This window comes from Chryseobacterium ureilyticum (genome assembly GCF_900156735.1).
GTDB lineage: Bacteria > Bacteroidota > Bacteroidia > Flavobacteriales > Weeksellaceae > Chryseobacterium > Chryseobacterium ureilyticum.
In genome coordinates, this window is sequence record NZ_FTOL01000003.1 from 222,791 (window position 1) to 236,949 (window position 14,159).

The window sequence follows — 14,159 nt, forward strand, 5'->3', positions numbered from 1 at the left end:
TTAAAAGTTTAAAAAAGGTTATTATCAGTAAGTAATCAGTTTTCCCGTATTATCTGTTTTAATGGGAGCGATAATACTGTCAATAGAATTTTCTTTTTGTCTATGGGACCATGAAAAGACCTTAATATATTTGTCCCAGTTTTTATACATTTTGTTTAAAATTGATTCGTGATTTTGAGGAAGCAGGATAGGAGCCTGGTGAAGACTATATTCTTTTCCAGGAAGATAATCGCTTGTATAGGCTTCATACCCATCAGAAGTAATGAATGAATTTCCTCTATGAAAAAGCAACCAGATATCTACAAACGGGAAGGTGTATTCATACCCATTTTTGTATTCACCATTTTCATAAAAAAATTTATAATATTCAAATCCTGTTTTATGCCAGATGCTTTTAGTGTATTTTATAATATTTTCTTCTTGAACCGCATCCAGAAGAGTCTGAATTTCTTGCTCATCCATACATAGATCTACATCATCATCCCAAGGCATGATATCATCGTGTCTGACAATTCCCAATAATGTACCTGCATGGGCAAAAAGGTTTAAACTAAGTTCTTTTGATTTATTGGCTAAATAAGTCATAATGCTAATAGCCTGTTCTTTATGGTTGCTTTCCCATACATTAATCTCCTGTATTTTTTCAAGGAAGAAGGAACTTCGGCTTTGATATACCGGACAATTTTTTTCATTAAACTCAAACCAATCCGTATCTATCAGAAGAGTCTTTAAGGTATTATTGAATGATGCTTCAAGAATTTCCTCATCTACAGGCTGTCTGATGGCTTTTAGAGATAATAATTTCTCAATATTTCTACCATTAACAATATAAAAGTAGCTTCCCCAATAGTACCCAAGCCTACTTGGGAATATTTCATTCTTTAAATCGGTTTCTACATTCAGTTTATTGTAAGGAATTACGATATCCCAATCATTGGAGGTGGGTTCTGTATCATTAGCAATTGTCTCGTAAGTGCAATTTAACCTTACATCATTTTCGATGATAACGCAAGGAGCTTCAATATTGTGTTTTAAAATATACTCCCAAATAAATATATGTGCAGAATAGTTTTGAATATCTTGTGGACACATTTCGAAGCCATACTTTTCAGTATGATAATGGGTATTGCTCTTTTGTAAAGGGGTGTCAGAGGAAATTTCAATGATTTCATGATTATTATGAAGAAATACAGAGTCTCTATTAATGTGGAATATCATATTCTGGGGTTTTAGTTCTTAATGCTTTAGCGGTTATATAGTCTATAGGAAGGGTTATTTTGATATTTTCTTCATTTCCCTCTATGAGCTTTATCGTGTACCCGGAATATTCAGCCACTGTGGCATCATCAAAAAAATGTGATTGGTAAGAGGTTTCGTAAGCTTTTTTTATCACATCGGATCTGAATACCTGAGGAGTCTGAATGACTTTAAATTCATCCCGGTTCACCCCTATATTACCCTTTTCATTTATCCTTCTGATTGTTGGAATCATTGATATAGAAGGAACAACGGCGTCATGCTCTCTTATCTCAGTAAAGGCTGTATTGATCACTTTTTTACTTACAAAAGGTCTTACTGCATCATGAATTCCGATGTAACAATGAGGATCTTCAATAGTATCCAAGGCATTTTTTACAGAATGAAAACGTTCCTTGCCACCTATCACAATTCTGAATGAATGGTCATAATTGAATAGTTCACAAAAGCTCTTCCATATTTGTATATCATCTTTGTTAAGGACGAGGATAATTTCAAAGTTATGATCTAGATTATTGATGAATTTATCAATAGTGTGCATAAGGATGGGCTTGCCATTCAATGGGAGAAACTGCTTTGCCATTTCGGCTCCTAATCGGTTTCCTTTTCCGGCTGCCAGTATAATAATATAATTCTTCATGTATTTCAATCGTTTCCTGTTTTTATGGTCGGGTCAAAACTATGACATGTAGAAATTCTTTTTATTAATGGACTGTGAACATATCTTTAAATCTCTGGTGAAGGGTTTTTTGGTGTTTTTTAGTGTCCTTATTTTGCAAAAAAAACTAATGATAAGACGATTTCCGCAGGAAAGGCAGTATGATAAAATGGATTGCGGTCCCACATGTCTGAAAATAGTAGCCAAACACTATGGACGATTTTACTCACTTCAATTTTTAAGAGAATTATGCAGTGTGACGAAAGAAGGCGTTTCACTTGCGGATTTGATTTACACCGCAGACAAAATAGGGTTAAAGTCGCATGCCGTTAAGTGTACCGTAAATGATTTAAAGACACAGGTAAATCTGCCGGTTATTCTTCATTGGGGAGAAAGCCATTTTGTCGTTCTTTATAAAATTAAAGGCAATAAAATCTATATATCCGATCCAGCAAAAGGAAAAATCGTTTACGGATTCGAAGCTTTCCAAAAAAAGTGGCTTAAAGAAAATAATAAAGGAGTTGCTCTTTTATTACAACCCTCAACTCATTTTAAGACGATCAACATAGAGGAAAGTGTTGAACAAAAAAACGGTCTGTTTGATTTCTTAAAATACTTTTCAAATTATAAACGAATACTACTCCTATTACTGCTCGTAATGGGTATAATAACAGTGTTAAACCTGTTCTTACCATTTATCTCGAGATCAGTGATTGATATTGGAGTAAGCAAAAGAGATCTTAAGTTTATAGAAATGATTCTTCTGGCAAATCTGGCACTCATCGTGTGTTCATTTTTTGCAACCGTTGTCAGAGATTGGATCATTCTTCAGGTTTCAAATAGAGTGAGTGTGAACATTATCTCAGACTATCTGGCAAAATTACTAAGATTGCCATTCAGTTTTTTTGAAAATAAACATCCGGGAGATATTTTACAGCGAGCACATGATCATGAGCGTATCCGAAGCTTTATTATGGGAAACTCTCTAAATATTATCTTCTCTCTGCTGTCATTTTCAGCATTTATATTTGTATTGCTGATCTATAATGTTCCTGTTTTTCTGATTTTTATGGGAGGTACCATAACTTATCTTGTATGGATATTTCTATTCTTTAAGGCAAGAAAGCAGGTTGATATGAACTATTTTGCATTAATGGGTAAAGATCAGGGATTTTGGATTGAAACAATCAATAATATCCAGGAAATCAAGATCAATAACCATGAAACCGCAAGAAAGTTAAAATGGGATGAGATTCAAGCCAAAATTTTTAAACAAAACCTTCAGATGCAGTCTATTACGAATAGACAGAATTCTGGAGCACAGGTGATTGATAACCTTAAAAATGTGAGTATTACATTTTATTGCGCCATGCTGGTCATTGATTCCAAGATGACGTTGGGAGAACTGATTTCAATACAGATGATTTTAGGTTTACTTAATGGACCGATTCAGCAGCTTGTACAGTTTTTTCTGAGCTTTCAGATGGCTAAGCTGAGTTTTAACAGGATTCGCGAGATAAAATCATTGAATGATGAAGATCAAAATGAGAACAATAATAATGAGCAGCTGTTCTCTTCAGGGGCACTTCGTTTCTCAAATGTTTATTTTCAGTACTCACCAAGACAGCCTTATGTGCTTCAAAATTTAAATTTTACAATTCCGGATGGAAAAATAACAGCTATCGTAGGAGATAGCGGAAGTGGAAAATCTACCATTCTGAAGCTATTGTTAAGACTCTATGAGCCATCTTCAGGAGATGTGAAAATAGGAGATATGAACTATAAGCATATTAATATTTCTCATTGGCGTAATCAGTGTGGAAGTGTGTTTCAGGACGGAAAAATCTTTAATGATACTGTTCTCAATAATATTGTTATGAATGCCGAAGATGTTGATTACGAGCTGTTAAAACAAGTGGTGAGTGCCGCTAATATGACCGGGGAAATTGAAAATATGCCGCTAGGTTATAAAACGAAAATAGGAGAAAACGGCAGAGGGATCAGCGGAGGGCAGAAGCAGAGAATACTTATTGCCAGAGCATTATACAGAAATCCAAAGTATGTCTTTCTGGATGAAGCAACCAATGCATTGGATTCTATCAATGAAAAAAAAATAGTCAATTCTCTTTCCAAGCTTTTTATCAATAAAACAGTGGTGGTAGTGGCACATCGTCTCAGTACTATTGTAAATGCAGATCAGATTATTGTAATGAAAGATGGAAGAATCATTGAAAAAGGAAATCATCAAACTTTAATGGAACAAAAAGGATACTATTATCTATTGTTTGAAAGTCAAATAAATGTTTTAAATGGAGCTGAAAAATTATACACAGAAGTTGAAACAAACTAATTCGGAAGAGATCACATTTTTGGTTTCAAAGATTCCCAGTAGTATCAATATCAAAATATTTACGCTGATTAGTATTCTGTTAATCATGATTCTCATTGGAGTATTCAGTATACGATATCCGGATTCATATAAAGGGTCTGTTACCATCATTGCAGATAACCCGTCTTTAAACCTGGTTGCCAGCTATCATGGACCTATTGTAATACTGAAAAAAGACCATGAGATTGTAAAGAAAGGAGATGTGATTGCTTATATTGAAAATGAATCAACATTTGATGAGCTTATAGAACTTGAGAAAACGATTTTAGCCTTTAATTCAGAAATGGATTATAACCATTATTACAATACACTTCCTAAAATTGTTCATCTTGGAGAAATAAACAGCAGTTACTTTACCTTTATGAATGCGTTGCAACAATATATATTCTTTGCAGAAAATAAATTGTATGATAAGCAGCATCAATTATTGAGTGATCTTGCTCAGAAGCAGGAAAAACAGCTTCAACTACAGCAGCAGAGAATCCATATATTGAATAAAAACGATAAACTTGCTCATAATAAAGTAAAAAGAGATTCCCTATTAAAGCAATCTCTCGTAATCAGCCAGGAACAATATGAAAATACAGAACAAAATTATTTGAATTCAAGACAATATAAGAATGCAACACAACAGGATATCTATAAGCTGGATCAGGAAATATTGAGTACAAAAAGTAAAGGCAATGAGGCTTTAATTTTAAAGACAGAAAAGACAGAAAAACTGGCATCTGATCTGTATAATAGTTACAATGATCTGGTGAATAAAATTAGATCCTGGAGAAGAACTTATCTCATTACGGCTCCTGTTCACGGTAGAGTGCAATATTTGAGCTTCTTGAAAAACAGTCAGTTTATTAATCATCAGGATCCTATATTTGCTGTAGTCCCTATCTCAAGTAAGATGAACGGGCAGATGCTGGTATCAGATTTTGGGATGGGAAAAATTAAAGAAAATCAGGATGTTTTGATAAGACTTAATAACTTTCCGCATGAAGAATATGGCTCCATAAAAGGGAAAGTTTTGAAAGTTTCATATGTAGGAAACCTTGTGAAAACAACGAATGGGGAAGAAAAAAGATACCTGATAGATCTTGCCATTTCATCTTCTGATAATCATATTACATTAACGGATGGCGTGATGGGAGAGGGCGAAATTATGACAAATAATAAGAGGCTTTATGAAAGAATTCTTGAAAGAATATTATTAAGTGTATATCGCTAGTTATCGTTCTTGTCAGTTTTTTCACGATATTTATCAAAATATTAAAACGATGAAACTGAATTTTAATAAAGTATTTTTATTTCTCATGGCATTTTGCAGCATGCTGATGTATGCTCAGAAAAATACTGAAAACTTTGATGGTGTTTATAACTCCAAAGGAGCGGCTTTTGTGATCAATAAAAATAAAACATTTTTAGTTATCGCTTATGGAACCCTGATCAAAGGAACATGGACTGTTGAAAAAGATATTCTTCATCTTAAACCTAAAAACCCTGATGCAAAGTTTTACGTTTACGCCCGAAAGAATCCTGATATTAAAAAAGGAATGCGGATGAGTTTCATGGGAGATGGTGTTGGAAGTAATATTTTAGTAGGAGAGTTCCCTAATAAAATGCAGCCACTTTTTAATGATGATGCCAATTGTATGGATTACCCTAATGTTCATGTTTTTAAAGAAAAATTGCCTGCAATAACATTCTTGGAAGAACAAAATTATGAAAACGGAAGAGGTGTAGATATTCCGAAGTTAATGTATAATTTTCCCACTGGTGAGTACAACGATTTTATTGTACAATACATGAAGGATAGCCTTTATTATAATGATTTTGTTTTTAAAATAACAAAACAAGGATTATCAGAAATGAATGAAGGAGCAGAAAAGCCTTTAAAGAAGTCTTCTCAAAAAGAACTTTCCGATGAAAAAGAATTGAATTTTCTTAATCAATCTTTTGACATGGCATTTGATGCAGATTACAAACTTGTAAACAATGCCTACAATATGAATGATGATATGGCTGAAAAAATAGATTTAGCGAGCTATAAATATGACAAACAAAGAAATATCTATGTAAATCCCACTGTTCCGGCAAAGGAACTGAATTATAAAAGCGATGATTTTCACTATAATGATGTTCTGATGAAATTTGATAAAATTACAGGTACTTCACAGGCACAAGTTACAGTGAAAAAATTATCAAAGCCTTTATTTGTTGCTAATTGTAATAACTAGGTATAACCTCGAAATAAATATAAAGCCATTGCGTTTGCAGTGGTTTTCTTTTTTCTATTACTGAGAATATTCTATTCATATTAAATCTACGATTGGATTTTCTAATCTTCATTTTTCTTAAAAGTATTTTTATAATTTATTGTAAGATAGAATATTATGCATTTAATTGTCTTTATTTTAAAATAGTATATTCATTATTTTTACCTCAAAAACACATTATGCTGATTAAAATTTACGGCAGTGCGATTCATGGAGTTGCTGCACAGACTATAACCATTGAAGTAAATGTAGATACCGGAGGCGTAGGCTATCATTTGGTGGGACTTCCCGATAATGCAATCAAAGAAAGTAGTTACAGAATTTCTGCCGCATTGAAAAACGTTGGTTATAAAATTCCAGGAAAGAAAATTACGATTAATATGGCTCCGGCAGACCTCAGAAAAGAAGGTTCTGCTTATGATTTAAGTATAGCTATTGGAATTTTAGCCGCCTCAGACCAGATTCTTGCTGAAGAAATTCAAAATTATATTATTATGGGTGAGCTTTCTCTTGATGGAAGCCTTCAACCTATTAAAGGGGTTTTACCCATAGCGATTCAGGCGAGAGAAGAAGGTTTTAAAGGAATAATTCTTCCCATTCAAAATGCCAGAGAAGCAGCAATTGTCAACGATCTGGATGTATATGGAGTAGAGAATATTAAAGAAGTGATTGACTTTTTTAATGAAGGAAAGCCTATCAATAAAGTTATCCTGGACACCCGAAAAGAATTTCATGAAAAAATCAATAATTTCCCTTTTGATTTTTCAGAAGTTAAAGGGCAGGAAACGGCAAAAAGAGCTATGGAAGTAGCTGCTGCTGGTGGTCATAATATTATTTTAATAGGTCCTCCAGGCAGTGGTAAAACGATGTTGGCAAAACGGGTTCCCAGTATTTTACCTCCTTTGACTTTGAAAGAAGCTTTGGAAACGACAAAAATACATTCCGTAGCAGGAAAAATAGGAACAGAAGCTTCATTGATGACGGTACGTCCCTACCGTGCACCTCATCATACGATCTCAGATGTTATTGTATATAATGTAACCATTAATGAAATTATTCTATTTGTATCGGGTATAATTAATTTTTAAGTTTTATCTTGCAGAAAATGAAAAAGCTTTATATTACGTCTTTTTAGCTAAAAAATTAAAACTAATAATCTGATAACTTTAAAATTAATAACTATGATATTTCTATTATTCGAAATTGCCGTTGCGTTTGATTGCATAATTTTATCAAAATCTACTATAATAACTAATAGATAGGTTGTTATTACACGTAAAGTAAAAGTCTATTAATTTACAATTGATAAAATATTTTGCAAGAAGTATAATTCTACAGTTATCTTAAAAATCTTAATAATCATTATTTTATTCAGATATATGAGCGATTTAATAAACAACGATTCTAACACTGAAAAAGAAGGTTTTTTTTCAGAAAAAACAGGAAAAAGAATAAGCATATTTGGCTTAATTGTAATTGCTATAACAATATTTTTGTACTTGATTTTTGGCAGTTGGTATTTTGAATGGTACTTTGATGAAGCCATTATGGGACAATTTGGTGATTTTATTGGTGGGTTTATTGGTAGTTTATTTTCGCTTGCTGGTGTAATACTTTTTTATGTGGCATTAAAGGAACAAAGAAGGGATATTAATATAAACCAGATGAATCTAGGTCTACAGACTGATGCTTTGAATCAGCAGGTTCTTGAATTTAAAGATCAGAAAGAAGAGCTTGTGGAAACAAGGAAAGTTTATGAAGAGCAGACCAAGTTAATTATGGAACAAACAAATCTCTATAGATTACAGAATCGAGAATTGAAGGAGCAGTCTGGTATTGCCAAAGTTCAACAATTTGATACAAGCTTTTTTTCTTATCTATCTGTTTTTAACAATTATAAAAATTCTCTTAATATTGAAACAAAGAATTTTTTTGGTACACTTACTGATAAGCTAAAGGATGTTATATTAGATGATCGAAGTGTGGGGAAGTCCATTGAAAATATTTGTGAAAAATATTTAGAAATTTATAATGAGAATAGAGATAAATTATCACCTTATTTTAAAACTTTGTATAGATTAATGGTATTGGTAGAGTCCTCCAATATTGATGATTATAAAAAAGTTGAATATTTCAAGCTTATAAGATCTCAGTTATCAGATGATGAATTGCTAATACTAAATTACAACTACCAAACAAATCTTGGAGTTAAGGTAAGATCTTATGTAATTAAATATGAGCTATTAAAACACTTAAATATATTGGATAAGTTTGAATTTGAATGCGGTTTAAGTGGTATAAAAAAGTATAAGCTAGAACAATTTCTAAAATTTAATGAAAGTTTTATAGTTGATGGTTTAAAAGATTTTGGGAATATTGAAACTACAACAGATGTAAATAAATCAAGTCTAGTTAAACTATTTAATTTGGATGTTGAGTTAAAATTAATAATTACAGATAACTTCTTATTTTCTGTAACATTTAAATTAGACGATTTCAATAGTAATACTGAACTTACTAGGGAGCTATTAAAGAAAATTATTAGTCGACATTTATATACAATCCTATTTTTTTCAAAATATCAATCTCCAACAGAGACTGAATTAAATGCTTCTTTTAAGGAGGATGATGAAACTATAGAATTTTTGTTTGCTATTGAAAAATTAGAAAATTTATAATATGAGTAACTTAACTGAAAAAAATTTCATAGATATATTTAAAGGAAGTCTAAAGATTACTCCTAGAACCATATCCATAAAAACATTACTAAGTGAACGCAATCTGCGTAGAATTGATTATAAGCCTTATTATCAACGTAATTATGTCTGGGATAATGTAAAACAGACATTCTTTATTGAAAGTGTAATTTTAGGAACAGAGATTCCTCCATTAATTTTATTTAAATCGGGAACTAATATTGAAGTAATTGATGGTAGGCAAAGATATGAGACTTTAAAAAGATTTATTGAGAATGATTTTTCTCTAACAGAGAAGGGACTTTTGTCGTTACCTGCACTTGCAAAACAAAACTATAATAAATTGAATGATGCTGTTAAAGAAATATTTTGGAATTCTAATATAAGAATTTTTGAATTTGAAGTAATTGTAGGAATTGATGAGAAGTTGGAAGACAAGATTAAGAAGGAGATTTTTAGGAGATATAATACAGGTATTACTTCTCTAACTTCAGTTGAAGTTGATGCTGCAAAATATGACACGGACTATCTTTCAAAATTATTTGAAAAAGAAATTAAAAAAGACCAACAATTTTATTCAAATATCAAAAAATGTTTTTTCGCAAATGACTACGCTACTGCTGATATTATAGAGAAAATGATAGATTTTTTGCGAAGATCATTTATTCTTTCAAAATTTCCAATATCCCAATACGCTAGGGGCACTAGAAGGAGTGAAATAATGTCAATACTTTATGAGACATTTGTAAATACAATTGAAGATCTGGATTCAGAATTTTTGGTATATAAAAAGCAACTTAATAAATTGTTTGCAATTAATAATTTCTTTCTCACTAATGGATTTGATCATAACAATAGATTTATTAATGAAACATTATTATGGGGTATTCGGATTTTAGAACAGGAAAATATTTTCATTAATATATCTGAGATACAACAAGATTTATTGAAGTATTTAAAGGAGCATCAAATAATATATGCAGAAGATAGTGCATATTTTTATAAGAATATAATTGATAGATTTGGCAACATTTCGAAATTTTTTAATAAAAAATATAAATTTGATTTTGAAGTATATTTACGCAAGTCAGATTTTAAAGATGAATTAAAAGATTTACTTCAGACTGACAGTGATGCACAAGATGTATTAAAGAATTTAGCTAATTTAAGGATAAATAAGCCATCCCCAGTTTCAAAGCCTATAGAAGAAATTTTATCTGATGTAAATTCATATAAATATTTAATAAGACCATCTTACCAAAGACAAGAAAAAATATCTGTATTTAAAGCTTCTTCGATTATCGAAAGTATTTTACTAGGCATTAATTTACCACCGATATTTATATATAAAAGAAAAGATAATGTAAAAGAGGTAATAGATGGGCAACAAAGATTATTATCTATTATAGCATTTCTAGGAAGGACTTATGTTAATGAGAATGGGGATTTAACTTATTCAATAAATAATAATTTTAAATTGAAGGGGTTAAAAATTCTTGATAAAAATGGGATGAATTATTCTGCATTATCAAATTTGGAAAAAGATAAGATTTTGGATTTCATTATTGATGAAATTATAATTGAAGAGAGCTTAAATGAACAGTTCTCGGCAACGGATTTATTCATTCGTTTAAATCAAAAACCATATCCTATAAATAATAATTCTTTTGAAATGTGGAATTCCACTGTAGATAATGAGGTAATTAACAAAATAAAAAAAGTCACAGAGGAAAATATTTCTTGGTTTTATAGTAAAGAAAGAACTGAAGGTAAAACTGATAGAATGGAAAATGAAGAGTTAATTACCATTTTGTCTTATCTGATCTATCAATTAGATAAAAACGAATCTTATGACAAGGTGTTAGGTCTATTTTTACGAATAGACCGTATTACCTGTAGGATAAAAAATAAATCATCGATAACAGATTTCTTGACGAAATTAGATGAAAACAGTATGGAAAAGCAGATGTTTATGGATAGTATAGACAAAACAAAAAGACTGATAGAGAAATTTGGTGAGTTATTTAATTCTGAATTACAAAAAGATGAAATAAATGATTTTTTTAATGTTAAAAAAACTAAGTCTTTTAGGAGATCCTATCAAGATTTCTATATAACTTGGTTAGTATTAAATTCTGAGAAGAGCAAAATGCAGCCAAATACAATTAAAAAAACAATAGAAGATATGTTAATTCTCTTGAAAAATGCAAATAATGAAAACGTAGACGATGCCTATTTTGACAGATTTTCTTCAAAATTAAACGCTATTGTTGAAAATTAAGATTATATAGTTTGAAAACTATCAAAATATTTGTTAAGTAAGTATTTTAATCAATTAAAAGCATCATATCTGTAAATATATAAAAGATTATTGTATGTTAGGTATTTACGCAAGAATATCAAAAGAGAAAGAAGAAGGTAAAGATAGATCAATTAATGACCAAGTTGAATTGGGAAAATCTTTAGCGAATAAATTAGGGATTAGTTACAATATATATATTGATGAAGGATATTCAGGAAGTCTCGACATTGATAATCGACCAGGATTAGCAAACTTAGTTGAAGATATATTTGATAATAAAATAACACATGTTTTTTCTTTCGACCAATCAAGATTAGAAAGAAATAATGATATTTGGGCAAAGCTTTACAATTTATTTCAAAATAAGAAAGTTAGACTTTTCTATAATGGTACTGGAGAATTTGATTTTAATAGTGATGAAAACTATTTACAATCACATATTATTTCATTAATGAATAATTTCTACATTAAGATAGGAAGTAGAAAAATCAAAAGTGTATTAAAGAGAAATATAGAGGCGGGTAAAGTACATGCAATCCCCCCTTACGGGTATAAAAAAGATTCTGAAGGGTTTTTGGTTATTGATGAACAGGAGAAAGAAATTATTCACAAAATATTCAGTTTATCATTGGAGGGGAAAGGTACAGATACAATTGCAAATGTTTTAAATGATACAAATATTCCAACATCATATAATAAAATTGGAAAAGGCGTATATACAACAAAAAATAAATATACAGGTGAGATTAAAGAAATAAAAAAAACTGATGCAAAATGGAGAGGAAATACCATAAGAAGCATTTTAAAAAATACCATATATAAAGGGCAAAGAAAATGGAAAGATGAAATTTTTGAATCTCCAATTGTAATTTCAGAGGAATTATGGGATAAAGTGAATGAAAATCTTATTAACAACTCTAATAATACTGGTAAAAAGGTCAATTACAGATATTTACTAAAAGGATTAATCCGTTGTGGAAAGTGTGGAAGGAATATGGTTGGAAGAAGTAGAGAGAACAAAAAAGACCATGCTTATCAATGCTCATCAAAAAGATATAAAGGAGAAAGTTGCGGTAATAGGAGTATCAACATTGATAAGATTGAAGGAATAATTTGGTCAAGATTTTTTAAAGGTTCCGATTTGTTAAACCTTTTACAGAAGGATATTTCAATGAAAAGAGATAATAAAGAATCAATTTCAGAAAATATTTTTGCTGTAAGAAAACAATTATCAAATTTGCAACAGCAGAAAGATAATTTAATTATTGCTGTGTCAAAAGGGTTACTAAGTGAAGAAGAAATAAAAAAGCAAAAAAATAGCATTGATTCGGAAATAAGAGGGGCTGATATTTTATTGAAAGATTACGAATTACAACTAAGTAATGTAGTTAATAGCGATGAGTTGATAAACAATTATGAAGAAGAATTTGAACAATTTACAGATTCACTTTCATTTTTAGAGCAAAAGGAAATAGTTAATAAATACATCCAGAATATAAAAGTTATTTCTTCTGAAAAAAATCAAGATGTATATTCTTTAATTATAAGATTTAAAATTAAGTCAGAAGAAGAACATTATTTATTCTTTAGAAAAAAAGATTTACTTTATTCCATTACAGATAATGAACTTTTATTTTCCAAGTATTTTAACAGTAAAGCGGAAAATATGATAGATTTTATTGAGAGTTCAATTCTGGAAAAAATTATCTTTATTCCGTCTGAGGAGAAATTTGTTTTACCTCCATATATCCAAAATGGAGAAAATTTACAAATTATTAGTAACTCTATATATCCCTATGGAAACATTCAAAATTGGACTTCTGGAAAAATAATTGAATTTTATTCCAAAAATCCCGAATTACTATGTAAAGATTCAGGATTAAGCACATTATCAGTTGCTAGGGAGAAAGACTCTTATGCATTTTTTTGTGAAGAATATAAACTATATAAAAATAAACCTCTTGCTAGTTGGGTAAATATATGGCTTAAGAACCAAGCACTTTTTTCACCTTCTGAACAGTCCCCAAACTAACATTACATAGTTTAGCTGTATTTCTGAGGGATTGACCTTTATTTAAAAATTTAACAATTTCCTTATATTTTTCTAAAACTTGCTCATTGGTCTCAACAGAACCTTTAAGCCTACCTTTATAAACACCTTTAGCAACAGCAATTTTTATACCTTCCCTTTGTCTTTCAAGCAATGTTTCCCTTTCCATTTCTGCAATATTAGCCATTACAGATATAATTAACTTAAAGGCAGAATTAGGCTTTTTATTGACTAAACTTTCAATTCCGAGGTTGTCCACCTTTAAAGTAATTTTCTTGTCATTAAGAAGCTCTAAAGTGGCTAAAATGTCAAATAAATTTCTGCCCAACCTATCAATGGAATGAACATTAATATAATCTATATTTCCTTTCTCAATATCTCTTATTAGTTCTTTTCCTTTTTCTCTTTCCTTAAATGGAATTGCCCCACTAATAATATCAATGTATAGCTTTTCATCAGGGTAACTTTTCTGTAATTGTCTTTCCGTCTTTTGGTTAGCAGTGGAAACTCTTATATATCTTGCTTTCATTTTGAAAT

The 14,159-nt window shown here is 30.4% G+C and carries 9 protein-coding genes and 1 pseudogene; 7 read left to right on the top strand and 3 right to left on the bottom strand.

Annotated elements, in window-relative coordinates:
* Positions 1 to 24: 24 nt before the first annotated feature.
* On the bottom strand, positions 25 to 1,218 hold the full coding sequence (locus BW983_RS10780; RefSeq protein WP_076551965.1) for a LicD family protein: 1,194 nt from the start codon (positions 1,216 to 1,218) through the stop codon (positions 25 to 27).
* The gene (locus BW983_RS10785; RefSeq protein ID WP_076551966.1) at positions 1,202 to 1,897 is read right to left on the bottom strand and encodes a 2-C-methyl-D-erythritol 4-phosphate cytidylyltransferase; all 696 of its coding nucleotides are present in this window, start codon (positions 1,895 to 1,897) and stop codon (positions 1,202 to 1,204) included. The genes BW983_RS10780 and BW983_RS10785 overlap by 17 nt, the downstream gene beginning before the upstream one ends.
* 148 nt (positions 1,898 to 2,045) lie before the next feature.
* Between BW983_RS10785 and BW983_RS10790 the strand changes: the two genes are divergently transcribed.
* The 7 genes and pseudogenes from BW983_RS10790 to BW983_RS10820 all read left to right on the top strand — a co-directional run bounded on the left by BW983_RS10790 (position 2,046) and on the right by BW983_RS10820 (position 13,604).
* Positions 2,046 to 4,265 (top strand): peptidase domain-containing ABC transporter, encoded by a 2,220-nt coding sequence (locus BW983_RS10790; RefSeq protein WP_076551967.1) that lies wholly within the window; start codon positions 2,046 to 2,048, stop codon positions 4,263 to 4,265.
* Positions 4,225 to 5,526 (top strand): HlyD family secretion protein, encoded by a 1,302-nt coding sequence (locus tag BW983_RS10795; RefSeq protein WP_076551968.1) that lies wholly within the window; start codon positions 4,225 to 4,227, stop codon positions 5,524 to 5,526. The genes BW983_RS10790 and BW983_RS10795 overlap by 41 nt, the downstream gene beginning before the upstream one ends.
* Before the next feature lie 49 nt (positions 5,527 to 5,575).
* Positions 5,576 to 6,535 carry a hypothetical protein gene (locus BW983_RS10800; protein ID WP_076551969.1) on the top strand — a complete coding sequence of 320 codons (960 nt, stop codon included), beginning with the start codon at positions 5,576 to 5,578 and terminating at the stop codon, positions 6,533 to 6,535.
* A gap of 218 nt (positions 6,536 to 6,753) precedes the next feature.
* Positions 6,754 to 7,599, top strand: a pseudogene (locus BW983_RS10805) (YifB family Mg chelatase-like AAA ATPase); the annotation flags it as partial.
* Between the two features lie 354 nt (positions 7,600 to 7,953).
* Complete coding sequence (locus tag BW983_RS10810) at positions 7,954 to 9,252, top strand: putative phage abortive infection protein (RefSeq protein ID WP_076551971.1); 1,299 nt, start codon at positions 7,954 to 7,956, stop codon at positions 9,250 to 9,252.
* A 1-nt stretch (position 9,253) separates the two neighbouring features.
* On the top strand, positions 9,254 to 11,551 hold the full coding sequence (locus BW983_RS10815) for a DUF262 domain-containing protein (RefSeq protein WP_076551972.1): 2,298 nt from the start codon (positions 9,254 to 9,256) through the stop codon (positions 11,549 to 11,551).
* A gap of 94 nt (positions 11,552 to 11,645) precedes the next feature.
* Complete coding sequence (locus tag BW983_RS10820) at positions 11,646 to 13,604, top strand: recombinase family protein (RefSeq protein WP_076551973.1); 1,959 nt, start codon at positions 11,646 to 11,648, stop codon at positions 13,602 to 13,604.
* Here BW983_RS10820 and BW983_RS10825 read toward each other — a convergent pair.
* Positions 13,558 to 14,151, bottom strand: a complete 594-nt coding sequence (locus tag BW983_RS10825) for a recombinase family protein (protein ID WP_076551974.1) — start codon at positions 14,149 to 14,151, stop codon at positions 13,558 to 13,560. The genes BW983_RS10820 and BW983_RS10825 overlap by 47 nt on opposite strands.
* Positions 14,152 to 14,159: the final 8 nt, after the last annotated feature.

Excerpts from the sequence above, each read along its gene's own strand:
- BW983_RS10780 (WP_076551965.1), bottom strand. The coding sequence starts at position 1,218 with ATGATATTCCACATTAATAGAGACTCTGTATTTCTTCATAATAATCAT.
- BW983_RS10785 (WP_076551966.1), bottom strand. The coding sequence starts at position 1,897 with ATGAAGAATTATATTATTATACTGGCAGCCGGAAAAGGAAACCGATTA.
- BW983_RS10790 (WP_076551967.1), top strand. The coding sequence starts at position 2,046 with ATGATAAGACGATTTCCGCAGGAAAGGCAGTATGATAAAATGGATTGC.
- BW983_RS10795 (WP_076551968.1), top strand. The coding sequence starts at position 4,225 with ATGGAGCTGAAAAATTATACACAGAAGTTGAAACAAACTAATTCGGAA.
- BW983_RS10800 (WP_076551969.1), top strand. The coding sequence starts at position 5,576 with ATGAAACTGAATTTTAATAAAGTATTTTTATTTCTCATGGCATTTTGC.
- BW983_RS10810 (WP_076551971.1), top strand. The coding sequence starts at position 7,954 with ATGAGCGATTTAATAAACAACGATTCTAACACTGAAAAAGAAGGTTTT.
- BW983_RS10815 (WP_076551972.1), top strand. The coding sequence starts at position 9,254 with ATGAGTAACTTAACTGAAAAAAATTTCATAGATATATTTAAAGGAAGT.
- BW983_RS10820 (WP_076551973.1), top strand. The coding sequence starts at position 11,646 with ATGTTAGGTATTTACGCAAGAATATCAAAAGAGAAAGAAGAAGGTAAA.
- BW983_RS10825 (WP_076551974.1), bottom strand. The coding sequence starts at position 14,151 with ATGAAAGCAAGATATATAAGAGTTTCCACTGCTAACCAAAAGACGGAA.